The organism is Bacillus sp. SSR7 (genome assembly GCF_055902415.1).
Map to the genome: position 1 here is coordinate 195,109 of NZ_JBVVXV010000001.1, position 24,409 is coordinate 219,517.

Sequence of the window (24,409 nt, forward strand, 5' to 3'; positions counted from 1 at the left end):
ATTCATACAGTAAAACATAAAATATAATTATTAATTTATGTTTTGTTTAGAAATGATTTTTCTGTATAAAAATTTCTCGCTAATCAAAAGTGATTTTAATTCGTTTAATCTGAATCGATTATTGATTCAGATTTGCGGTGATTGATTGTATAGCAAAACAAACGGTAAAAACTGTAGAAATCCGTTTAGATAAGAATTTATGTAAATCTCACTAAAAATCTCCGTTTCGTCTCATTAAGTATAGTTTACTTGGTTTTTGATACCTGATATTGCTTTGTTTCTGCAACTACCTATAATATATATTATGTTAACTGGATAAAAGTAATAAACTTATTATATGTTAGTTTATATTGTTACGCTTCCCTTTTCATCGGATTCATTCTGTGTAATCGATTGTGTGCTTATTTGTTGTTGTTTTATGAGTTGTTGATGATAATGTCTCCAGATATAAATTATATTTAAGACAATAAAAAATGCAATTCGTTTTAAATGAACACATTAAACGAATTGCATGGATATGATTCATAATAAGTTTTTAAAATTAGTTTGCTACAGCAATTGCTTCGATTTCAATTAAAAAGTTATCGTTAATTAACTTTCTAACTTCTACAGCTGAACTTGCTGGTGGATTTTTAGTATCAATGTATTGATCTCGTATATCTCTAACAGTGGCCATTTGAGAAATATCTGTTAAGAAAAATGTTAATTTTACTACATCATTAAATTGTAATTCTAAAGTATCTAATGCACTTTTAATGTTTTCGAATACTTGTCGCGTTTGTATAGCTATATCACCAACACCAACTATTTGACCATCGGTATTGATTGCTACTTGTCCAGATATGTAAATTGTTCGTTTAGCGTTACTAACTTCGACTACATGTGAGTATCCAAACGTTGGTGGCATCGTTTCTGGATTGGTAAATTTCTTTTGCAAGATTCTTCTCTCCTTTAAATATCTTATTTTCTTTATATCAGATTTTAATTTCAGATTTTCCCTTATTTACTAATAATTATTTCTCCATTCAGCTGCTACATTTGTAAAAATATATTAGCACTTTAATTTAAAGTTATTGATGGATTATGTACGTTTGATTTTTTTGTGTGCTTGTTATAATTACACCTTGTTTTATTAATTCTTCAGTTACTTTTGTATAGAAAAAGTGATACCACCAGATAAAAAACTCTTCATAATTAATTTCTTTTGAGTATCTGCTGCTACGAAACCTTTTACTAATTGCTTTTTCTTATAATTAATATCAGTATTAGTGTTTTGAAAATATTCTTCAAATATTTCGTTATTTGCTGTTATTAAATTTAATGTTGAATATCGAGAATTTCCATAAAGACCAATTTGAACTTCTCCTAAATCTAAATACGTATTCCCATACATCCCGAAAGCCTCTATATCTGCTAGTTCTTGTTCTTGAATAGCATAATAATATCGTTTCTTATTTCTTAAAGGTCGTTTCTTTTTTTTATAGTTTTCTTCAATGTAATTTATTTGTCCAAAATCTAATGTTTCAATAGCCCCTCTACTTCTAATGAATTAATGCGCTCTTCAAATTCCTCATTCGTCCAACCTAGCACCATTTTCACAATATTTGACTCAAAACCAAGATGAAGCATTACAAGTAAATATTGAAGCTTCGTTCCCTTTATTTTTATAGATGGCGAATTATCTCCAGACGAAATCATTTTTGCTTCATAAGCTGTATGTAATATATTCTCCGGACTATTATTAGTGAGCATTTCATATTCCCTCCCTTACTAATAAATTCATTGTAAAATCTATGTATTTATTAAGTTCTATAAAAGAAAATGAGTGTCCTCTAATAATCCCAAATTAAAAACCTTAGCATAGATATACTAAGGTTTCTTACATTTTTATAATGAATGAATTCTTTGATAGTCTTTTTTAAATTGATTATCATTTTTTAACCAACTTTTAAAAGTTGGTTCCTTTATTTCTAAAATGGAACAAGTTTTAGCGATACATTTATTTTTCATATATTCCTTAAGGAAATTTTGTTTTCTCTGCTTAACAGCAGCTTGAGTTCTTTTTAGCTTTCGATCTTTTAATTGATCTAGACTTAGACTTTCTTTCTGAAATTCTTCATATTTTCTATGCAAATAAATATCTTTGTCTTTATAAATCCACTTTGAAAATAGTTGTATTGGTTTTCTTCCGGTTAAAATGACGCGATAATGTTTATTTTGATTTAGTAAATCGGCTGGTAAATTATGCTTTTGTAGTACCTGATTTAAAGAATTCATAAAGCTATATGATCCTCCTACAAAGCTTACTGTATAAGTTTCATACTTGACGTAACCATCCCCATCAAAATACCCTCGCACAAAATGATGTAAATATTCTTCTGGTACAAAAGGAAATTCAATGTTAAAAGATTTACATGGCATAATTCCATGTATGTTCATAAGGTCGTCTTTTATTGTTTTACTATTAATGTTTAGCATATATACGCCTGTTTTTTTATTTTGGTATAGCGGCTGATTTGTTTTTAGTTCTTGTTTTTAGTTCTTTTTTTATATCTTCTAAAATATACCTTTCTTTTTGTGATACACTGACACATTGATTTTCTTTTTGTATGACACCATCTGCTGCTATAAACCCTAATATATAAGCCATGTTATTTGACCACACTTTAAAATAATCTTCTGTTATGTCATACTTTCTCTTCCAGCTCCCTATAGCTCGTCTTGGAACGTTATTGTCTGTTAAAACCATACGAATATACCTTGCAGATACGTTAGCAAGCATAGCGATTTCTGAGGTACCCTTCCCTTCCGCATACAGATGAATGATTTCAGGTTTTGATAGTTTACATTTTGATTTCTTTTTTCTCTCTATTTGCACTTACATCCTCTCCTTCCCTTTAATAATTAGAGACATATTTTCTTCTATAACATATAACAAAACATATGTTCTTTGTTGCTTATAAGAAGAACTTTACTAAATTAAAACAATTTACATTTACTTCATATTCCTTGTATCTGCTGCTGTAGGATTTACATTTTATATACACAAATAATGAATTTGACAAATTTATGAAATGTACTGTATTTAAGGTGAAAGGTAAAATGATTTCGTTTAAACTACAGATAGCTACAATAACAACATACGTATAGTGTTAAACGTAAAAAGGAGAACGAATGAAAAAGAAATATATAAATCAAATTCATACTGATGTAAGTTTTAAACCGAAAGATATTATAGGTTTAATGACTGATTACTTTAAAATGAAAACTAAACTGCGTCCTATAAAGAATTTACCTATTGTTTTATCGGAGAAAAACAATAAGTCTTTAGAGAGTGTTACATGGTTTGGGCACTCTGCTTCACTATTAAAAATAGAAGGTAAAACATTGTTATTAGATCCGATGTTTGGAGATGCCTCTTCCCCATTTCCTCTGTTTAATAGTAAACGTTATAGTGGTACTTTTTCTTTAGAGCGTGAAGATCTTCAAGAGATTGATGCGATTATCATTTCTCATAATCACTATGACCATCTGAATTATAAAAGTATTATGCGGTTAAAAGATTGTGCAAAGCATTTTTATGTTCCAACTGGAGTTACACAATATCTTATTAAATGGGGTGTTTCACCTAGTAAAATTAGTGAGCATAATTGGTGGGACGAAATTACGTTTGATAATATTAAGTTAGTATGTGCTCCTGCAAGGCATTTCTCTGGACGAAGTATGACAGATAGAGATTGTTCGTTATGGTGTTCATGGCTTATTCTTGGTCAAGAGACTAAAATTTTCTTTAGTGGTGATAGCGGTTATGCCCCTCACTTTAAGGAAATTGGTGATAAATATGGTCCATTCGATCTTACATTGATGGAATGCGGACAATATGATCCGAGGTGGTCTGCGATTCATATGTTGCCTGAAGAAACTGTACAAGCTCATATTGATGTACAAGGAGAATTACTTCTTCCGATTCATTGGGGTGCTTTTACATTAGCATTACATGAATGGAGTGACCCGATAGAGCGTGTTACGAAAGAAGCTAACCGTTTAGGAGTTAAAATTACAACGCCTCAAATTGGCGAATCTATTACTTTAAAATCTATAGACTATCCTTCATCAGCTTGGTGGAGAGAAATTTAATTATAAATAGAAAAAGAGCGAACTCTCTTATAAGGAATTCGCTCTTTTTCTGTTTTTAAACTTATTTCACTATATTTGATTTCCCGCTATCTAAAATTCTATTTGCTGGTACACTGGACATTTCAATCACTGTATTCATACTCTTATCAGTTAGTTCAACGAGTTCGTTTTCATGATTGATTTTCTGTAAATCCCACACCATTCCATTGAACTCGTTATGCTGTCCACTTACCTTTGCAATACTTTTCGTTTTATTTGTAGGTTGTATTTGAAGGTTTGTAAATAGGTTACCACTAATTTCATTTGGCGTTGTTACATTACTATCCATATAAATCATATTTACACAATCTTCGAGAGAGAAATTCATAAAACGGTTGGCATTTATCCATGCATGTCCAGATTGTGGTTTCTTTGCTACTAATTTCACCCCAGTTTCCATTCCTACAACTTTTATATTTTCAAAATTAATAAATGAAATTTCATTTTCCTTCCCACCAGAATACAAAGAAATGCCGGTACCTTTATTCGTTTCTGTCCAATTGATAATATTTATATCTTTTATTTTTGTTTTGTGCCAAGTGTTATAATACTTATTTTTTCCGTCTAAATATATAACTTCAGAATTAAATGTAGGATCATCTATAGCTATATAAGCTCCTTCAATAGAAGCGTTTTTTTCTAACTCTAGAACTCTAAAATTACCTTCAACAACAAATTGTGTTCCATAACCAAATAATAACTTTACACCCTGTTTCACTACGATTGGTGAAGTGATTTTATACTTCTTATCATCAAGAAATACTGCTTTAATTTTACTAGATTCTGCTTTATTAATAGCAGATTGTATTTTGTTTGAATCATTTTTACCTTTAAAGTCTTCTACATACACCTTATCATTTTTAGCTAAACCTTCTTTTTTGTTGTATTGATAAAAAGCAATAGTAATTAGAACGATACCTATAAGTAAAATACTTATTTTCTTCATCACACTCATCCTCATATAAATTTTCTCCTTAGCTACTCTTCGAATAATCTATGGCTTTTATATTTAGGTGATAATTATTTTGCTGTGTATGATAGATTAAGATTCTTACTTTTTATAATGGAATTATATTATCTATAGAGTTGTCCTGCTTCGCTAATTCTTTATTCCTATAATCTATTAATTTATGATTAGATAAAATAAAATTATGCTCTAATATTAATTCATTGTGGAGCACTTCAACTAAAAATTTAGGTATCATCTCTCCTACGCCGTAATTATAGTCAATAAGAATCCAAGAAACCTCTTTCCAATCTAAAATTCCTTCTGAGACTTTTTTGGAGTGTGATATGTAAATTCATTAAATAGCTCTACTAGATAAACATACATTCCGCCAGAATATGAAGAATCCTCCCATTTAATAATGCCTTTAAATTGAAATTGGTCATGTGCAACTTTTATATTAGTCTCTTCTTTTATTTCACGAATTGCATTTTCTAAAGGTGTTTCTCCCTTTTCTATCTTTCCTCCTACCCCATTCCATAATCCTTTTACAGGGTCATATTCTCTATTTAACATAAGTATCTCTTCGTTTCTTTTTATAAAACATAAAGTGTGCTTGTACATAATGTAATTCCTTCCTACGTTTTTAATAAGCTCTTACTGGAGATATAAGATGTACTGCTGCAGATTGTGCCCCTGCTTCAATTAATATCGGTCTCATAGAACCACTGAAACTTAAAGTAACCGTTTCTTCTTTTATTGCCCTTAAAGCATCCAACATAAATCGTCCATCGAAAGATATTTGTAATTGTTTTTCACCGTGAATCGCATCTATCTGTTGTGTCTCAGATATTTTTCCAATCTGAGAAGCATTAGAAGAAACTTTAATTGTAGATTCGTTTACAATTTCTAAGTTAACATTGTTATTTGCCCATTCACTTGCTAATAAGCTTGATCGATCTACCCCTTGTAACATTCTTTGTCTATCTATGTTAATGACTGTTTGAAATTTATTTGGAATTAAACTAGATATATTAGGGTATTTCCCTTCAATTAATCTTGAATATAATGTAGTTGTGCCGAATGTAAAAATAATGTGGCTTTCTGATAGATAAATAGAAACGAATTCTAAATTGCTGTTCATTAATTTTAAAAGTTCATTAATGGTTGCACTTGGTACAATACAATTCGCTTTCACATTAGTAGAAATTAATGTTTCACGTATAGCTAGTCTATGAGAGTCAGTTGCAGCGCATATTAATTTGTTGTGGTCTAACTCGATATGTACTCCGGTAAGAACGGGCCTAGATTCATTTTTCGCTACTGCAAAGACTGTTTGTTTAAAAGCATCAATTAATTGTTTTGTTTCTATTTGTATTTCTGCATGATCGTCTATTTGTGGTACGCTAGGAAATTCATTCACTGGAAAACTATTTAAGTTTAATGTGATTTCTTCTGATTGTATGGTAATTATTTTCTCATTCTTACTTTTTATTACTATATCGCTTGGCATTTTCTTTATAATTTCAATGAAGTATTTTGCAGGTACAACAATTGTTCCTGCTTTTAAGGTAGTCATAATTTGTTCGTCATCTATGGAACTAGGGATGAATTTTTCGATGAAAATGTTTGAATTACTCGCGATTAAAGTAATTCCAGATTGATCTGCAGTTATTTTTATACCAGATAGTATAGGAATTATAGCTTTGATAGATATTGCTTTACTTACTTCTGAAAGTGCTTGAGTGAAATGTTTATGATTAACGATAAACTCCATTTTTTCCCCGCCTTACATGATATGATAATTTTATGAAGATTGATGAATGATTGTTCCGTTAAAAAAGTAAGGTACTGTTTCTTTCCTTTGTAATATACTTAATAAGTGTTCTGGTATACGTAAATGCGGTTCTGCTCTATGTAATTCCATCCAAGTAATCTCTTCAATTTCTTTTGGCCTTGTTATATTTGTTTCCCCGCCGATTATTTCACCTAAAAAATTAAAGAATATTGCATGGTGTCCTCTCTCTTCAAAAAAAGCTTCGCTAATGTAACAAATACCGTTTACAGTTATATGTAACCCGGTTTCTTCTTTCACTTCCCGAATGACTGCCTCCTCTAATGTTTCTCCTAATTTAACTGCACCACCTGGTAGCGTGTAGTAAGAACCATTCTTCCCTTTGTTTTTTACCATTAAGATCTTTTCGTTTGTTTTATCGTATAAAAGTGCATATGTAACATTTACTTTTTTCATCTAAGTTCACCTCTAATAATGGGAATTTTCTATCTTTTTTACATTCTACCATTTATTTGTTTTAAAATATAAAAAAGTTAATTGAGTATTTCATTTATCTGCTCTTAGCAAAGTTAATGTAATAAAAAAAGAGTCCTAGCAGGAGGACCCTTTTGTAGAATTAAGCTATTTTTCGATGTAGCTGCTTTATTTCCTTTTTCTTCTCTGCTTTTGGTGGACGAATTAATATCGAAATAATGAAGGAAATAACGCTTAAAATACCGATTATAATAAAGGTCGGCTGAAATCCACCGAGTAATGCTCCGATGAATGATCCTGCAAGCGCACCAAATCCGAACCCTTGGTATACAATCCCGTAATTTGTACTATGGTTTTTTAAACCGAAGTAATCCCCAACAATGGCTGGGAAAATTGTAATATTACCACCAAAGCAAAAGGCTACGCTGGCTACACAAGCGAAATAAATCCCGTAATTTAGTGGAATGAAACTTAAAGCAAAGACTGACAATCCAATAATAATAAACGTTGCAGAGACAATTTTCATTCGACCAATTTTATCTGATAGCGTTCCAAGAATGATTCTACCTACTGTATTAAAAATTGCAATCATTGCGACGGCATTAGCAGCAGTTGCAGCGCTAAGTCCAACGAGCTGTACCCCAATATCTTTTACCATACTGATTAAATATAGACCACCCATACACGACGTAAATAGCATAAAAAACAAAAGATATACTTGTTTCGTTCGCATCATTTCACGAGGCGTATAATCATTGTGTAATGTCTCAGTTACAGTATTACTTACTATTGCTTCACGTAAGAAGAACGATCCGATTAATACTAAAAGTAAAACGATGATACCCCAATATAAAAATGCTTGTGATACACCAAGGCTATCGATCAGACTTCCGTTTATATATCTAAAGATTAAGCTACCCATTCCATATGCAGAAACAGATATACCAGAAATAAGTCCTTTTCGATTTGGAAACCATTTAATTAAATTAGATAATGATGTGATATAAGCAGTTCCATCTGCATAACCAACTACTACACCAGCTAATAAATAAAGTAATGGTAAGGAAGAAACTTGCGAACTAAGTATTAAACCGAGTCCTAGAACAATCCCTGCAGTAGCGATAAGTTTACGAAGTCCTAATTTTTGCTGTAACTTTCCTGCAAATAAGGTTGAAAATGATAAAGAAAAGCTTGTAATGGAGAAAGTTATCGCAACGGCATTAAGGTTCCATCCAAACTTACTGACAAGGGGCTGATTAAATAAACTCCATGTATAAATTGTTCCAAGGCCAATTTGAACAATGATTGTACCTAGAACAATTAGTAACGGATTTATAGAAGTTTGTTTCATACTAACGGTCCCCTTCTTTTATCTTGACATAGATTTTCACAGTTAGTATAACCATCATAAAATGCAAGATACTGTGTGAAAAATGGAAATTAAGTTCATATACACAAAAAGACACTTCATCATGAAGTGTCTTTTGCAGGTTATATCAGATGTTTCTAAAGAAAGTTTTGTTAAGATAAGACATTTTCAAATGCTTATGTATATAGGATACTAAAAAATTTCTGTGATGAGATGGGACTTAAGATGTATTTTTCAATCATTATATAGTCGGATAAACGAAAATTAATATTCAATTTCATCAAAATCCTTCGGCTGCGGTACCGTTTGCATATTAGCTGCATCTTTCGGATCGCTATAAATTGCATTTTGCTCTGTATTTACATCTTTAATGTTTTGCTTTTTGTTTTTATTTATTTTATCTTTCACTTTCTCTCACTCCTTTTCATTATAGGAGTAATTATGCCCTATTACCGTTACGAAATGTATCCGCGACTAAATTACTAAATTCACGTAAATAATATAAATAATTATCACCGCCGTAGTTGTATCTTTTATTATACATTTTCGCAACAACTACATTATATTCAGGTATTACTAATATAGTTGGTCCCGTAATTCCTAATATTTGATACGAGCCTTTTGGTACGCGTTCACCTAGTTCACTTAATTGTGCAGGTTCATTTTGAACGAACCAAAACAAGCCATTTTGTGGTAGCTCTTTATTTGCATATGTTGGACTCTGCAAACTCGTAGCGATTTTTATAACTTCTTTTGGAACAATTTGTTTATCATCTATCATACCTTGATTTAAATGAAGATTGCCCCACTGCGCAAATTCTTTAGCTGAGACAAACAGATTTTTTTCAGTACCGTCATCTACTGTACCATTTGTGCTAATTGCATCTTCATTTGGATCATTAACGACTTCAACTAAATTTTCATCTTGCTGAACTCTCCAACCTGTTTCTTGAAAATTAGCATGTTTAAACACACGCTCTTTTAACAATTCAGGAAAACTTTTGTTATATAGCTGATAAATAAGACGTGTCATCATTCTTACATTAATATCTCTATACGCCCATCCTTGCCCCGGTTCAAATTCACGAAAAATTGTCCCGTCATTCGTTTCTTCTAATCCGTGCGAATGTGTTACTAAATGTCTTATCGTCGTTTTACCAAGCAATACAGGATCAAAGTCTTTAAAATATTTTATCGCTTCATCATCAATAGAGTTTATTTTCCCCTCGTAAAGCGCATACGCTATCATTAATCCTAAATAACTTTTTCTAGCAGAAGCAACGTTAAATTGTGAAGATGCTGTTACTCTCTTGTTTGTAGATGTATTTGTGTGATAACCACTATAATGCTCTAGTACGATTTTATTATCTTTTATAATACAAAGTGCTGCTGCAGAACTATGATTTTTTTCTTTTATATTCTCTACCCAAGAAATCAACTTATCATATGTATACAAATGAATCCCCCTTAACACTAATACAAAATTACAGCATGAAAGAAAAGTGCATAATAATTTTCACACCTTTCTTTCATGTAAAATAGTTTTGATCTTCTATACCTAAATGATCCACCAGTTCCAGCAATTAAAGCAACCGAAACATCCTGCACAACCTACGCATCCACCACATCTGCCGCCACAACCTCCGCAGCGTCCGCCACAACCCCCGCATCCACCGCAACGACGTACATCGCCTTGGATGTAATAATATGGATATTGATTTTGTTGTTGATCCCAATAAACAACATTACCAGTTTGAAAATCATTAAGGTTTAATGATTGTAGTTCTTGTTGAAACTGATTCATTATGAAACCCTCCATTTATTAATGTAAATTCCGTCCAAATATTAAAGTTAATAAATTTTTGTAAATAAACTAGAAACAAGACTATAGACTAAATGCGTACATCAACAAAATATGAACTTACACTAGGTGATGTACCTTGTTTTTTAGCCTATTTTCTTATTTTCCATTTGGCGGACGGATTTACTATTGATAGAGGCGTTTAAAAATTGCTAATCCAACAGTTTAGTAGTTCATCACTTAATTTTCTTTCTAGTAACTCTTTAACTGAAGGTACTGGCATGATTTTATAAGTATATAAAGCATCTTGATTATAATCAATCCAGTGAAACGCTAAATGAGATTCTTTAGATTTTGGTATGAAATCAATATGTAACTCTTGTGAATCTATCTCAAAAATATGATTGATTTCATGGTGAAAAGCTTCTCGATCTTGCCATTGGTTTTCTATGACTCCTAAAAATTGTTTTATACTACAATTTACTCCGAGTTCTTCTCGTAGTTCTCTTATTAATGCATTCTCAGCTGATTCGCCAACTTCAACATGACCACCTGGTAAAAAATAATGCTGACCAATATATTCAGCCACTAACAATTTTTTATCTTTTATCATAACTGCTCGTACAATATGATGGAATTTATTTTTCAATTACTATCCCTCCTAGTCATTTACTTTATATTTGATTAAAATAGTCATTTAATATCGGGATAATATAAATCATAGGTGTTTCATACGGATGAATTCTGTTAATAACTTCAAGTGCATCTTTTACAAGATCCCGTTTACACTTTATTTCAATTTTACATTCTTGCCCTTCACATATTTGACCAATTTCCCCGTTAAAAGGTGATGCACCTTCTAATGGTCTCCAGTATCCTTTCACAGAACTATAGGACAAACAATGATCATATTCTCCCGTTTTACAAGCACCAATATTATTTAACGCATTCCTCAACATTTCAATGTATTCTTCAGGGATAAATACTTCAATTTTTACTTCAGTAAATTGCATAATTCATTTCACACCTTTATTACATAATAATTAAACGAATAAACGATATACTTGCTCACCATCATAATCATGTCCCAATGATTGAAAACCATAACGTTCATATAGTTTCTTAGCAGAGATATTATCTTTATGTACTGTTAATCTAATTTCTTTACACGCCTTAAACGTATTTTTTATTAAGGATATACTTTCTTGTAATGCCGCTTTTCCATAACCGTTACCTTGCTGCGATTGATCAATAATAAATCCGTTAATCCAGTACATATCCGATGTCTCTCTTACAACAGCATGCATAATAAAACCAACCATATGGTCGCCATCATATATCGCAAATGGCACGTACTCTACATTGTCACCATCTGGTTTTATATATACTTTAGCAAGTGAAACTGCTACGGATGGAACAAATTTCAACTGATTTTCTTTAACGTGTAGCTTTAATGCTTCTTCCCAATTTTCTCTCGTAACAACCTTTAACTGGACATTCAATATTGTAAGCTCCCTTATATAGAGGATGTATGTTTATATTCAACGTAGTGAAATAATTCCCTTTTTTGACAACAACTTATAACATGATTTTTATAAAATCTTGAATGAATTTTTGTTCATCTATTTCTAATGCTATATGGGCTCCTTCAGATATAGAGCTAGGGCGAAAATCAGCAAATGTTTGTCCTTTCGTATCTCCGTATGTATCTACATTTACTGTACGATGCACAAATTCAAAAAAACTTGGATTTACTAATCCACTTATTGCAACCACATCATGTAGCAAAGGTCCTTCGATAGATGGATTAAGTTTTTTGTATGCGGATAGATAGTAATCATACATTGGTTTCATTATCATATGAAATGGATTCTTTGTATTAGCTTGAATATAGTTAAATACATTTGGTGTTAACACAGCTTTGTTTGTTACATTTAAAGGGAATATTAATAAATTCTTTGCTTGATGGAAAACAATTTTACTTGCTATAGGATCGCCATACACGTTTGCCTCTGCTAATGGCGTAACGTTTCCTACTTCTAAAAAAACACCACCCATGAAATATATTCCTTTTACATTTAGCATTAAATCATTCCATAAATTAAAAGCAATTGCTAACGAGGTAGATCTTCCTACATCAACAATTGTTAAATCTTTTCCATACTTTACAAGAATTGAAGCAATACTTCCAAAATTGTATATTGGAATAGATAATACTTTTTCTGGAACATGGATGGGACCTAATCCTTCTGCTCCGTGAATTTCAGGGTAGTACGTAGTAATTTCTTCTGTAAGTGGTTTTGTTGCACCACTAATGACAGGAATGTCTTGTCTATTTGCTAACTGTAAAATATACGATGCATTATGTGCAGCATGTATATGCTCAACATTTCCGTATCCGGTTACAATACCGACAATTTCAATTTCGGGATGCAGTAAACCATACATAATGGCAAATGAGTCATCAATACCTGGGTCTCCGAAAAATAATACTTTTTCCAAGAAATATCCTCCCTTCACAAAAACATAGAATTATCAATAACTATGTATATGAAAAAAGCAAGTATATCTATGCGAGTTTTAGAATGGATAATGTTTTACAAAATATTAAAAAGGAACTAGCGTATGCTAATTCCTTTTTTAAGTAACCATTCTCAAATTTAATTAATTATCGTATCCTTCATAAATTGCATCATTTATTTGATTTTGTGTCTTTTTATTATCAGGTACAGGTTTCCACCAATTTCCTGTAATAAATAACATAGTTAATAAATTATAACTATCACTAAAATAGCTTTCTCTCTTATTCTTCATCCAATCCCAACCGCTATTTACCCACTTTTGATTATTACTATCTGTTATACTTGCAGCAATAAACGGTGACACAAATACAGCAGTTGGATAACTACCAATATTGGATCCGTTTAATTGATAACCATCCACAATTTTAGAAGGAGTTCCATTCGTCTTATTTTGAATCCATGAAGATACTTTATCAGAAATGACTTTACTTCGCTTCTCACCGTACATCGCATAGTCCATTACAATTCTTAAAGGTACTCGACTAGCATTGTAATAATATGCATTTGTATATTCTGACTCATCCAAGAAGTCTTTAGGTGCGGGTTGTGGTGGGTTTTTTATAACAAAATCTGAAATAAGTCCTGTATTTGGAGAGTACTTATTACTAAATTGCGTATAAACATCGTACAAATTATTAATAACAGTGAGCCAAGTTTTATCACCTGTAAATTCATAAAATGCTCTAAGGTGTGACATCATCCAATCTGATGGCCTCGTATTCAGCGAACTTTTAGAATCCCAATCCCCTAAATTTAGTCTGTTATTATTTGTAACATTACTAGCTTTAATACCTTTTGTAATCATGTCTTGTGCTTCTTTCAAATAATTAACTGTTCCATTAGATCCCCACTGCTTATGAGCAAGAAGAAGAGAATACGCAATATCTAAATCCCCATCAGTAGCAGAATCAAAATGACCTTGTGCTTTTTTACTATCTGCGACAACCCATCCCATTAAATTAGGATTTTGAGAACTTTTAAAAGTTCTTGCTGTTTTAAATAAACCGTCATAGATTTTTTGAGCATTCGAATCATAACCAGCCATTAATACTGTAATTATCATCCCATACCCTTGACCTTCTGAAGTTCCAAGTGGCTTAAATCCATCCGCATCGCCCGTAATCTCTCCGTTTACGTAATAACGACCAGGTAAAGAAGATAAATCATTTTTCAAATATTTCTTTTTCCAATTATCGTAGTAACTTCTTACAGAAGCATTTAAACTTTCCTGTGTAACATGATTCGGTTTTATAACACCTGCATAATTAACTTGCTGGGGAAATGGTTTCATTTCCTTTACAGCAGCTACTTGTTGATTAACTATGGGAATAGAATTTTGTACTGAATTGTCCGTTACAATTGCTGCGAAACTAGAATTAGAAAAACTAGCTAGTCCAAATCCTATAATAGAAATACATGTGAAAATATTTCTTTTTCCATTCATTATGTTGTCATCTCCTTTTAAAATGCTTACTACATAAAATGTAACATACAATATTTAACTGAAATACAAAATATTATATTTATCAACATAAGAAAGAAACTATATGAAAAAGTATCATAAAATTATGATTGAATTACATTATACGGATTGATCATTTGCTAAATTCCTATGTTTTTCTTTTCTTAATACTGGTATATGAACAATCAAAATTCCAAGTATAGTAATCCCTCCGCCAATTATTGAAACAAAAGTCGGTACTTCTCCTAACCATATCCAAGCTACAAAACACGCAATTACTGGCGTTAAATATAGAGAACTTGTTGCTTCAGCAGCACCAGAATGAGATATGATATAAGCCAATGCGATATATGGGAGTACTGTTGGAAATAAACCTAAATATATAACACTCATATTCACTTCAAGAGGAGTTGCTAGTATTTCTGTATACATTCCCGGGAAGAAAATAAGCATACATACCGTACTAGATAAAATTGTATATATCGTAAATGGTAAGAAGCCGTACTTTTTTAAGTAAGAAGTTTGGAAAACAAAATATAAACTTTCTGAAGTCGCTGCTAATAGTATAAAAAATCCCCCACTATTTAATTGAATAGCATCTCCTTGGCTAAATGATATGAGAGCAATTCCTATAAAACTAATTCCCCCACCGATCCAACCGTTTAATTTCATTTTTTCTTTCAAAAAAATAGAAGCCAGAATTGCCGTTACTATAGGTGTGACTGAAATAATTAAACTTGCAGACCCAGCATTTACTGTTTTTTCGCCGTAATTTAATGCGATGTGATAAATAGTAAACCCTAAAGCACCAAATATAAAAATTGCTGGGATATCCTTTAAATCAGGGAGTCGTAGTTTGTATATAAAAGAGAACACTAGAAGTATACATGAAGCGATTAATAAACGTAGTAAAGTAAGATGCTCAGGCGTATAAGATTCAAGCCCCATACGGATTGCTGGAAAAGCAGATCCCCATATAAGAATCGTAAAAGCGTGAGCACATATAATGCGTAAATCCCATTTTTTAGTATGCATGTTGTTTCTCCCTCCCTAATAAACCAACCATTTTCAAATTACCAATTATTTCTTTTCATCATATTTAATAGTTGATACAATGTCTTCAACCAGTTACTTATCGTAAAAACCAACCACTTAGCATTTCTAAAGTGAACGAGGGAGTTCTTTTATGACAATTAATAAAAAACTGCCTAAGTATCGGCAGATAGTAGATTATATGAAAGAAAAAATTGAAAACGGAGAATGGCCAATTGGAAGTAAGATCCCTAGTCAAAGGCAGTTAGCAAAATCATTTCAAGTAAATCGTAGCACTGTAATAACTGCACTAGATGAACTTATGGCTGATGGATTGATTCAAGGGAAAATTGGAGCAGGAACAATTGTAACAAATAATACATGGTCATTATTAGCAACGAATCCACCACCTGATTGGAGTGAATATGTAAAGGCCGGTATTCATAAACCAAGCAAGTTAATGGTACGAGAAATCAATGAAGCAGAAGCAAATAACAAACTTATCCATCTTAGTAAAGGCGAACTTGCTCCTCATCTTTTTCCGTTAAAAACGATGCAGTCCATTATGAAAAAAGTAAGTGAGGAGTTAGATTATTTTGGATATGAGGAACAAAAAGGGTTTTATCCGTTACGTGAAGCAATAAGTAAATACGTAAAATCATTTGGAATACAAGCATCACCAAGTTCCATATTAATCGTCTCGGGTGCATTACAAGCATTGCAATTAATATCAATTGGTCTTTTACATAGAGAGTCCACCGTTTTACTTGAACAACCTTCTTACTTATATTCGCTTCATGTATTTCAATCAGCAAATATAAATTTATCTGGTATAGCTATGGATCATCACGGTGTTTTACCTAACGAATTATTAAAACGCATTAAATATAGTCAAAAGAAAAACATTTTATATTCTATCCCTAGTTTTCAAAACCCAACAGGGATATTAATGTCTAAAGAGCGAAAAAAAGAAATAATAAAAATATGTGAAAAGGAACAGTTACCTATTATTGAAGATGATATTTACCGCGAGTTATGGATTGATGAACCACCTCCAGTCCCTTTAAAGTCGATAGATAAACATGGACATGTATTATATATTAGTAGCCTATCTAAAACACTTAGCCCAGGACTTAGAATTGGATGGATTATTGGACCTGAACCAGTTATTGATAGATTGTCAGATATAAAAATGCAAACAGACTATGGATCGAGTTCATTATCTCAAAGAGTTGCTGCTGAATGGATAAATAAAGGTTTTTATGAGGAACATGTTGCAAACGTAAGAATTCAACTAAAAGAACGAAGACAAATCATGATACGGGCTTTAAATGAGTATTGTGCAGATGTTGCAACGTGGGATATTCCTAGTGGTGGATTTTTTATATGGCTAAAGGTAGTGCCTAGCATTCCGATGAAGAAATTATTTTCAGAGGCACTATCAAAAGGGGTTCTATTAAACCCAGGACGTATCTATGAAGAAGAATCAGATCAGTACATACGTTTATCGTATGGATATGCTTCCCCTGAACACATCACTAACGGGATTAAATTGTTGAGTGAATTAATTCGTAAGCTAATGGCATAACAAAAACTCCTCTTTTTCTATAGAGGAGTTTTTGTATATCTTATTTACCACAATCTCATTTCCTGTCCCAATAAAATAAGTTCGTCATAAGGATCTCCGTCAATATTTAATACTTGAGCAAAAGCAGGTTCTGTTTTTAAACCGTTCTCTTTTAAGCGAATAATTTCTTCCCTTATATGTGGATGCAGCATTAATAACATGTGTTCTACTATCATATGTCTATACGCATTTTGGTTACGCACTGGCTTAGGTTGGGCAAATAATTCAAAATCAAAACCTTCAAATTTAAAATTCATCTTTATTGATTCGGTATTTTTAATTTTTTTCTTTTTTATTTTGAATCCTTCATAAGAACCATATAAAGATCTCATTTCTTGTTCAAAAACATCAAAGTTATGTACTTCCATTACTATATCTAAGTCAGATTGAAGCGTATCAATTCTTATAGGTATAGTCCCGCAAAGAACGGGACTATACAAAGCTAAATCCTCCATGATGTTTAGTTTATTCAAAACATCATATACCTTTTGTTGCTTGTCATTCCCTGATTGTAAATATGTAATAGATGTAAACATGGAAGTCTCTCCTTCATTTCACGTAATACGTGACTCACTAAATTCAAGAAAATTTGTCCGTTTAAATTTGTTCTAAGAGTACCTTTATTTCAATATATTAAGACGAATAAACAATATGTTTCAACTTTTCTCCTATACTGCAATACTATAAAAATAAAAAAAGGAGGAATTATTATGAGTATCTTCAACGTTCTTTTAACCATCCACATATTATTTGGGACAATATGTTTAATCACTGGTATTGTAGCAATGGTTGCTCAAAAGAAGAAAGGAAAACATACGGAATGGGGCGAAATATATCATGCATCCTATGTTGTCATTACCCTCACTGCAATTATATTATCCATTATAAACTGGGATAAAATCGCATATTTATTTTATGTAGCAATTTTCTCTTATTCATTTGCGATTTATGGCTACCTTGCACGAAAAAAGCGTTGGAAAAATTGGCTTCACCACCATATTAGAGGTATGTTAGGCTCTTATATTGGTGCCGTTACTGCACTATTAGTAAACGTAGGTATTCATATCCCCATAATTAATTTATTGCCGCCTATATGGTTTTGGTTTTTACCTACATTAATCGGTATTCCTCTCGTAGCCAGTGTATCAAAAAAATATAAAAAGCGTAGTTAAAATTCATTACATTTTCGTTACTTTCTAATTATTATTATGAAAAATCATACTCAATGTAATATTTTATTTATAAATTGAAGGTCGTATTGCTTTAAGTTAGTCATTTAGAGCTAAATAAAAAGAATCCAATATAAGTCTTGGATTCTTTTTTGGATTTCATTTCAATATCGGCTTTGTATATTTAATGATGTTATCATCTGGATGACGAACTATTATTGAATAACAGTGGATCCTTGCATCGTTTTTTAATAACCTCTTATATTATTCCTTTAAGAATTCTACTTTTAATTCATGAGTTTTTTAACTTCAAAACTGAATGTAATCGATCCGGATAATTCGTAAACATTCCATCAACGCCCCATAAAAGTAACTTTTTCATATCTTGTTCATTATCTACAGTAAATGGATGAACTTCTAATCCGTGTTTTTTTATTCTCTTTACATAAGCTGAATCAATATATTTATAGTTCATCCCAAGACCAATGCAGTATGTTTTATACTTTTTTATCTCTGGTTCAGTTAATTGAACTGCCTTTTTATAGGATAGTAATTGCACCAGGGGGATATTAACATTCAAATTATGAATTTTTTGCAGACTTTCTTCACTAAATGATTGAATAATAACTTTATCCTGTATTTCATAGTGATTGATAATTTCTAATAACTTTTCTTCCATTCCTGGATATTCATCAGGTGATTTTGTTTCAATATAATAGTTCGCGTCATGCCCAAACACTTCAATTACTTCTTCGAGTGTTGGAACTTTAGCATTTTCATATTCTTTCTTTGCTAAAGTTGGATGTTTTTCATTAAAAAAAGAACTTGCCTTTAATTGCTTTAATTCTTCTAATGTATGTTCCTTAACTAGCCCCGTACCGTTTGTAGTACGATTTACTGTTTCATCATGCATAGCTACTAAATGTCCATCTTTTGTCATTTGAAGATCAGTTTCTATATAATCTGCTTTTAATTGTTGTCCTAATGTATAAGCTGGTATTGTATGTTCCGGCGCATACGCAGAGGCGCCTCTATGTGCAATATTTTTTATGTGATTTGATTGATTAATAGCTTTCGTGTACTTACGTTCATTTACTTTATGATAAACAAAAGTACCTATTACTATAAAGGCGAAAATGATTGTAACGATATATATCTTTTTCATAATGATGTATTGACTCCTACATGAAAGCAATTTGGCTTGGATAATTTATTCAAATAAATGTCGATTTTCAAATACAGTCATTTGTCCAACAGATTGAAAACCAGCTTTTTTATAAATATTAATCCCATCAGGTGAAGCTTGTAATACGCATTGAGCAACGTTTAATTCCTTTGCTTCTTGCAGCAGGTAATTAAACATAGTAGAGCCAAATCCTTTTCCTCTCATTCTTTCTTTCGTTGCTATATCATAAATACCAATACTATCTTGTGTACATACTAATGAACCAACCGATACGACTTCATCTTTATAAAACCCTAAGTACAGTTTCATATTTTCACTATTCCATAAATGGAAAGAAGCAGTTTGATTGTAGAATGCTTGTACATGTATACCTTCCTCGGATGTACCAAATAGACTAGCTAACGCTTCTCCAAACTTTTTAATTTGTCCTGACGAAGATGCTTTTTGTATCGTAAAACCTTCTGGCAAGTTTATTGTTGGAAGTATTGTATGTAAGTTTGCTACCATCGAGATATTTTGTTCTGCTTCTTTTAATCCAAGCTTTATTAATTCATTCTTTATATTACCCTCTAGCTTCTCATCCCAAAACCAAACACTCATTGGATATTTCTTTTGATTAAAGTATGCTACCTCCTTATATAATTTCTCGATACCTTCTGTTACATTATTGTTTAGTAAAGTAATAATATTAAATGTATCTGCAGGCAAACCACAGTCGACAGCAATGTAATCCTTCGTTTCTTTCACATTCATTCCCTGTGCCTGCTGCGCAATATATGAAGTTTTATATGTAAAATTATCAATTAGTAACTGTTTAAAATTCATTCATTTTGCTCCTTTCATAAAATTTGTATTCGAATACTTCAGTATTAAATATAACATATAAGAAATGTACCTATTTCTATAAAAATATCTCTTTACATCACTCTTTGCGCCCTAAAAGAATAAAAAACGATATAACGTTGTCGGAATGAAAAAAGTGGTATATAATAAATATTAACATTACTAGTAATTATTTTAGGTATTCCTAGAATAAAGGAGCGATACATATGAAAATTACTATTTATTTCGGAAGTCATGAAGATCAAGATGTTCGTACTATGGACTGTCATTTAGATGTAGAAGATACAGAAGAGATTGTTTCTGTATCATAATATAAATTGTATGGATGAACCCTCTTCCCTACAGCGTTTAAGACACCTTTTACAGGTGTCTTTTTTGTTGTTTTTTTCGTCAAAAACCCTTTACTTTATAGCGTTTTAATAGTAAAATATAAATATACGAACAAACGTTCTTTTTTATTTTAATTGTACATGAAGGGATGATTTTTACAATGGCTCAAGCAAAGCGCAGAGGAAGAAAAAAGCAAACACCTATCATTTCAAATACAGGCTTTATCGGCTCTGTCTTTATTGATACATTGGAGTTACAAAAGAAATCCTATTATTTCGCTCGTAAAAAACTTCAAATTGTTCATCACGTACTTGATGGTCTTTCTGGGGCAACAAGTTCTCTATTTAAAGAACATAAAATTTCAGCATACATGTCATGTGTGTATTTACATAAACAAAAGAAAATCGGCTTTGTTCTTTCAACGAAACCATTTGAACAAAGTGACGGTGTTGCTTATTTCGTAAATTATTTAATCGAAAAGAATTTTTACGGAAATCATGATGAAGACGTAGAATATCAAGAAGTATTTAATACAGGTTTTATCGGTGTAGTATTCGCTGATTTATGTAGTATAGATCGCTTTAATTTCGAGTTTGAAATGGGTATGTTAACGAAATTAATGAAAGATATGATTATTCCGGTTAAAGAACTCTTTTTACGCCACAATGTACCGGCCTACATCTCTACTTCTCATTTAGAGGAACAAAACAAATTAGGTTTCGTTCTATCTGTAAAACCATATGATGAACGTGCAGAAGCAGATTTATATTTTGAGGCCTATTTAAAAGAACGCGGGTTATTTATTGGTGATGAAGAAGATGATATTGATAAGATTGTTATTAGAAAAACAGCTGAATTACGATAGGAAAGCGCAGGATGATGATCCAGCGCTTTTTCAATATTATTTAATTACGTTCAACACTATACCCTTTTGAATGAATTTCTAAATTCAACTTATTTGAATAAATTTTATTCAAAATAAGAAATACGATGCCTCCTCCAATTGGAATCGTGTAGGCTGGAATATGATTTAATAATAGACCTGATAATACCAGCGCTATCGGCTGCATCATTTTACCTATACTTAATCCAATACTAAGAACTCTTCCTCTATATTGATCAGGAATCTCATTTTGCACGAAATAAATTAAAGGGATATCGATTAATGCTATCATTAGCCCTAAAAAGAACATAATAACGCAATACGTAATAACGAATACAAAATCATTCACTTCAAAGCTTTTGAATAAAACTGGAATCCCTGAAATAATCATAATAACTGACAACATAGAACTTAGCTTTTTCAAAAGATAGGAGTAAGAAAAACGATCAGTTATTTTTTTTACTACAATTGCACCAATTATCATCCCTACTGGAAAAGTCCCTTGAATCATACCAAATTGTTTAGAACTAAGATTGAGAACTGTATTAATAATGTATGGCAATGGAATAGTTACAGCAAAGCCTAAGAAGAAATTAAACGAAAGTAAAATATGAAACGTATTCTTTAAGTTTTTCTTTTCAAGTAAGTAAGAAAACCCCTCTTTTATATCTTTAATAAAATTAACTCTTCTTTTTGAATTTTCCTCATTTATATTACACTCGAACAGTTTAAAATGAATAAATAGTAATGCTATCCCCGAAAGAATAAATGAAATACCGTTTATAATTATAAAAGTTTGAATATCAAATACTGAAAAAACGATGCCACCTAACATAGGGCCAAGAATTAAAGATACAGAATCGATAATTTTACTTATAGAATTAATACTCATAAGCCTTTCTTTAGAGACGATATTGGGTTTTGCAGCTTCTAATCCTATTCCAAAAAAGGTTGTAAATACTGTCATAAGAAAGGTTGTAGTATAAATAATGAATAAGTTTAACCCATAATGGCTGCTTAATATATAAACAGCTATTAATATGCTGCCACTTAGTAAATCCATACAAACAACCAGTTTCTTTTTATCAACCTTATCAGCAATTACACCGGCAAATGGATTCATAACAATCATTGGAATTGTCCCTAATATGAGCGTAATCGCGAAATTTAAAGCAGATCCAGTTATTTGCAAAACATATAATCCTAATGCGAAATTATAAATAGAGCTACCGAATAGTGATACTGTTTTTGCAATTGAATATAGACAAATATTTTTTAGTTCTTGGTTTCTTTTTTTATTTTCTAAATGTAATCGTAAACTTGCCATAACTTTTCCCCCTGCCTAATTTTGTGTTACGTACATTGTAAGTTCTCGGGTCAACCCAATCGCAATATGTACGATTTGAAAAGTTTGAAGGGAAAATAAATAAAAGATGGGGTTAACCCCATCTTTTTCCGAAAAATGAATATGTATAAATTTCTTCTCCTTGAACAAAGAAATCCTCGTATTTTCCGCCCCGTTCCAAATAATTTGACGTTCGTTCATCAATGGATTGAAACCTTAGATTATGAATTTCTTTCATTACTTTTGAAAGTTTAAAATTCTCTCGAAACCTAGTTGTAATTTGGCTATTTACACTAAATTTATTAAATAAAATAAATGAGCTTAATAAATAACAATCGTGTTTAAAAAGCGAATTTAATTCGTGTAATAAAAAAGCCTCATGTTCAAAACTATAATTACTTGTACCAGACTGATCAATTACAATATCAACAGAATCTTTTTGAATAGGTATGTTTAAAAAATCAGCACAGATAAATAAAATGTTTCTTTTAGGATTTCTTTTTTCAATTACATCTTTTAAAAATAAAAGTTTATTCAAATCTCGATCAACAGAAATATATAAACAATCTTCCGGTAGTTCTTCATAACTATTCCGTAAAAAGAATCCGAGGCCGGATCCTAAATCAAGTAGTATCTTATTATTTAAATCTAGCTGCATTAGTTTCTTTTTCGCCCATTCTCCACCTTTTTGTATATTCTCTAAAAAAGCAGTATCCGTTTCATGAATATAATCCGAAATAGTATCTTCAAGTGACGTTCGTTCATTTGCTTTAAATGATTTACCAACAGTTATAATTCCTGAAATAATATTGTATTCTTTACCACAATTACAAATTAACTTCCCCTCTGTAATTTGATTGTTAGTAATTATTCCATCTTGAAGAATTAGTTTTTTGCTACACTTATAACATGTAAGTAAATGTAGTACACTTAATTCTAGCCCTATCACTGTATTGGAAGTTTCGTTTGTTAATAATAAGTCATGTAACACTCCCTTTAATTTGTCCCGTTTCTTCTTCAAAAGTTCTATTTCCTGTTCCATCTTGTTATATTTCAATTTAAATAAAGATTGGTAGAAAATATCTTTTTCGTAATTCATAGATTTCGCTAAATTTTTATAAAAAAATAGTTCTTTAATTTCATTCAAACTAAATCCTAGGTCTTTGTAATGTAATATAAGTTCTAAATCTTTTTGACAATACTCATCAAAAAAATAGTGCCCCCCTTTTTTTTCAGGAATAATGAGACTGAGATCCATATAATGTCTAATTGTATCAATACTTATGTTATTTACTTCTCCAAACTTACCGATTTTCATAATATCCCTACCATTTAAATATTTTTTTATATAGATTTCTATTTTTATCTTTAAAAATCCTTTCCCTTTTT

The 24,409-nt window shown here is 31.3% G+C and carries 23 protein-coding genes and 3 pseudogenes; 4 read left to right on the forward strand and 22 right to left on the reverse strand.

Features of this window, described 5'->3' with window-relative positions; genetic code table 11:
- Window positions 1–541: 541 nt before the first annotated feature.
- From AC0NJG_RS01130 to AC0NJG_RS01140, 3 genes and pseudogenes are all read right to left on the reverse strand, one after another.
- On the reverse strand, window positions 542–937 hold the full coding sequence (locus AC0NJG_RS01130; RefSeq protein WP_087953548.1) for a RidA family protein: 396 nt from the start codon (window positions 935–937) through the stop codon (window positions 542–544).
- 133 nt (window positions 938–1,070) lie between these two features.
- Window positions 1,071–1,752: pseudogene (locus AC0NJG_RS01135) on the reverse strand (hypothetical protein).
- 135 nt (window positions 1,753–1,887) lie between these two features.
- Window positions 1,888–2,878: pseudogene (locus AC0NJG_RS01140) on the reverse strand (LAGLIDADG family homing endonuclease).
- 296 nt (window positions 2,879–3,174) lie between these two features.
- Between AC0NJG_RS01140 and AC0NJG_RS01145 the strand changes: the two are divergent.
- Window positions 3,175–4,137: an MBL fold metallo-hydrolase gene (locus AC0NJG_RS01145; protein ID WP_087953549.1), complete on the forward strand. Its 963-nt coding sequence runs from the start codon at window positions 3,175–3,177 to the stop codon at window positions 4,135–4,137.
- A 61-nt stretch (window positions 4,138–4,198) separates the two neighbouring features.
- Here AC0NJG_RS01145 and AC0NJG_RS01150 read toward each other — a convergent pair whose 3' ends face one another.
- The 14 genes and pseudogenes from AC0NJG_RS01150 to AC0NJG_RS01215 all read right to left on the reverse strand — a co-directional run bounded on the left by AC0NJG_RS01150 (window position 4,199) and on the right by AC0NJG_RS01215 (window position 15,640).
- Window positions 4,199–5,137 (reverse strand): hypothetical protein, encoded by a 939-nt coding sequence (locus tag AC0NJG_RS01150; RefSeq protein WP_087953550.1) that lies wholly within the window; start codon window positions 5,135–5,137, stop codon window positions 4,199–4,201.
- 97 nt (window positions 5,138–5,234) lie between these two features.
- Window positions 5,235–5,746 (reverse strand): annotated as a pseudogene (locus AC0NJG_RS01155) (NUDIX hydrolase).
- Between the two features lie 22 nt (window positions 5,747–5,768).
- Window positions 5,769–6,899 (reverse strand): DNA polymerase III subunit beta, encoded by a 1,131-nt coding sequence (dnaN, locus tag AC0NJG_RS01160; RefSeq protein WP_474062760.1) that lies wholly within the window; start codon window positions 6,897–6,899, stop codon window positions 5,769–5,771.
- Window positions 6,900–6,929: 30 nt separating this feature from the next.
- Window positions 6,930–7,373 (reverse strand): NUDIX hydrolase, encoded by a 444-nt coding sequence (locus tag AC0NJG_RS01165; protein WP_474062761.1) that lies wholly within the window; start codon window positions 7,371–7,373, stop codon window positions 6,930–6,932.
- 160 nt (window positions 7,374–7,533) lie between these two features.
- Window positions 7,534–8,742, reverse strand: a complete 1,209-nt coding sequence (locus AC0NJG_RS01170; RefSeq protein ID WP_087997298.1) for an L-lactate MFS transporter — start codon at window positions 8,740–8,742, stop codon at window positions 7,534–7,536.
- 282 nt (window positions 8,743–9,024) lie between these two features.
- Window positions 9,025–9,168, reverse strand: coding sequence for a hypothetical protein (locus tag AC0NJG_RS01175; protein WP_000653324.1), 144 nt, complete (start codon window positions 9,166–9,168; stop codon window positions 9,025–9,027).
- A gap of 31 nt (window positions 9,169–9,199) precedes the next feature.
- The gene (locus AC0NJG_RS01180) at window positions 9,200–10,216 is read right to left on the reverse strand and encodes a serine hydrolase domain-containing protein (RefSeq protein WP_087997299.1); all 1,017 of its coding nucleotides are present in this window, start codon (window positions 10,214–10,216) and stop codon (window positions 9,200–9,202) included.
- 102 nt (window positions 10,217–10,318) lie between these two features.
- The gene (locus AC0NJG_RS01185) at window positions 10,319–10,564 is read right to left on the reverse strand and encodes a heterocycloanthracin/sonorensin family bacteriocin (protein ID WP_001071372.1); all 246 of its coding nucleotides are present in this window, start codon (window positions 10,562–10,564) and stop codon (window positions 10,319–10,321) included.
- A 199-nt stretch (window positions 10,565–10,763) separates the two neighbouring features.
- A complete protein-coding gene (locus tag AC0NJG_RS01190; protein ID WP_474062762.1) occupies window positions 10,764–11,210 on the reverse strand; it encodes an NUDIX domain-containing protein in 447 nt (148 codons plus the stop codon).
- A 25-nt stretch (window positions 11,211–11,235) separates the two neighbouring features.
- Window positions 11,236–11,574 (reverse strand): divalent cation tolerance protein CutA, encoded by a 339-nt coding sequence (gene cutA, locus AC0NJG_RS01195; RefSeq protein WP_474062763.1) that lies wholly within the window; start codon window positions 11,572–11,574, stop codon window positions 11,236–11,238.
- A gap of 30 nt (window positions 11,575–11,604) precedes the next feature.
- Window positions 11,605–12,063 carry a GNAT family N-acetyltransferase gene (locus AC0NJG_RS01200; RefSeq protein ID WP_087953556.1) on the reverse strand — a complete coding sequence of 153 codons (459 nt, stop codon included), beginning with the start codon at window positions 12,061–12,063 and terminating at the stop codon, window positions 11,605–11,607.
- Window positions 12,064–12,139: 76 nt separating this feature from the next.
- Window positions 12,140–13,063 (reverse strand): nucleoside hydrolase, encoded by a 924-nt coding sequence (locus AC0NJG_RS01205; protein ID WP_087997300.1) that lies wholly within the window; start codon window positions 13,061–13,063, stop codon window positions 12,140–12,142.
- A gap of 162 nt (window positions 13,064–13,225) precedes the next feature.
- On the reverse strand, window positions 13,226–14,587 hold the full coding sequence (locus AC0NJG_RS01210) for a family 8 glycosyl hydrolase (protein ID WP_474062764.1): 1,362 nt from the start codon (window positions 14,585–14,587) through the stop codon (window positions 13,226–13,228).
- Between the two features lie 138 nt (window positions 14,588–14,725).
- Complete coding sequence (locus AC0NJG_RS01215) at window positions 14,726–15,640, reverse strand: DMT family transporter (protein WP_474062765.1); 915 nt, start codon at window positions 15,638–15,640, stop codon at window positions 14,726–14,728.
- A gap of 151 nt (window positions 15,641–15,791) precedes the next feature.
- Between AC0NJG_RS01215 and norG the strand changes: the two genes are divergently transcribed.
- A complete protein-coding gene (norG, locus tag AC0NJG_RS01220; protein WP_474062766.1) occupies window positions 15,792–17,225 on the forward strand; it encodes an efflux pump transcription regulator NorG in 1,434 nt (477 codons plus the stop codon).
- 44 nt (window positions 17,226–17,269) lie between these two features.
- Here the strand turns inward: norG and AC0NJG_RS01225 are convergent, their stop codons facing one another.
- On the reverse strand, window positions 17,270–17,800 hold the full coding sequence (locus AC0NJG_RS01225; protein WP_143881165.1) for a DUF4269 domain-containing protein: 531 nt from the start codon (window positions 17,798–17,800) through the stop codon (window positions 17,270–17,272).
- 174 nt (window positions 17,801–17,974) lie between these two features.
- Between AC0NJG_RS01225 and AC0NJG_RS01230 the strand changes: the two genes are divergently transcribed.
- The gene (locus AC0NJG_RS01230; protein ID WP_087953562.1) at window positions 17,975–18,436 is read left to right on the forward strand and encodes a DUF2306 domain-containing protein; all 462 of its coding nucleotides are present in this window, start codon (window positions 17,975–17,977) and stop codon (window positions 18,434–18,436) included.
- Window positions 18,437–18,725: 289 nt separating this feature from the next.
- Here AC0NJG_RS01230 and AC0NJG_RS01235 read toward each other — a convergent pair whose 3' ends face one another.
- The gene (locus AC0NJG_RS01235; protein WP_143881164.1) at window positions 18,726–19,598 is read right to left on the reverse strand and encodes a glycerophosphodiester phosphodiesterase; all 873 of its coding nucleotides are present in this window, start codon (window positions 19,596–19,598) and stop codon (window positions 18,726–18,728) included.
- A 45-nt stretch (window positions 19,599–19,643) separates the two neighbouring features.
- Window positions 19,644–20,444, reverse strand: coding sequence for a GNAT family N-acetyltransferase (locus AC0NJG_RS01240; protein WP_143881163.1), 801 nt, complete (start codon window positions 20,442–20,444; stop codon window positions 19,644–19,646).
- A 496-nt stretch (window positions 20,445–20,940) separates the two neighbouring features.
- Here AC0NJG_RS01240 and AC0NJG_RS01245 point away from each other — a divergent pair, with 496 nt between their 5' ends.
- Window positions 20,941–21,657, forward strand: a complete 717-nt coding sequence (locus tag AC0NJG_RS01245) for a hypothetical protein (protein WP_140168767.1) — start codon at window positions 20,941–20,943, stop codon at window positions 21,655–21,657.
- 40 nt (window positions 21,658–21,697) lie between these two features.
- Here the strand turns inward: AC0NJG_RS01245 and AC0NJG_RS01250 are convergent, their stop codons facing one another.
- Window positions 21,698–23,002 (reverse strand): MFS transporter, encoded by a 1,305-nt coding sequence (locus AC0NJG_RS01250; RefSeq protein ID WP_474062767.1) that lies wholly within the window; start codon window positions 23,000–23,002, stop codon window positions 21,698–21,700.
- A 112-nt stretch (window positions 23,003–23,114) separates the two neighbouring features.
- Window positions 23,115–24,338 carry a methyltransferase domain-containing protein gene (locus AC0NJG_RS01255; RefSeq protein ID WP_474062768.1) on the reverse strand — a complete coding sequence of 408 codons (1,224 nt, stop codon included), beginning with the start codon at window positions 24,336–24,338 and terminating at the stop codon, window positions 23,115–23,117.
- Window positions 24,339–24,409: the final 71 nt, after the last annotated feature.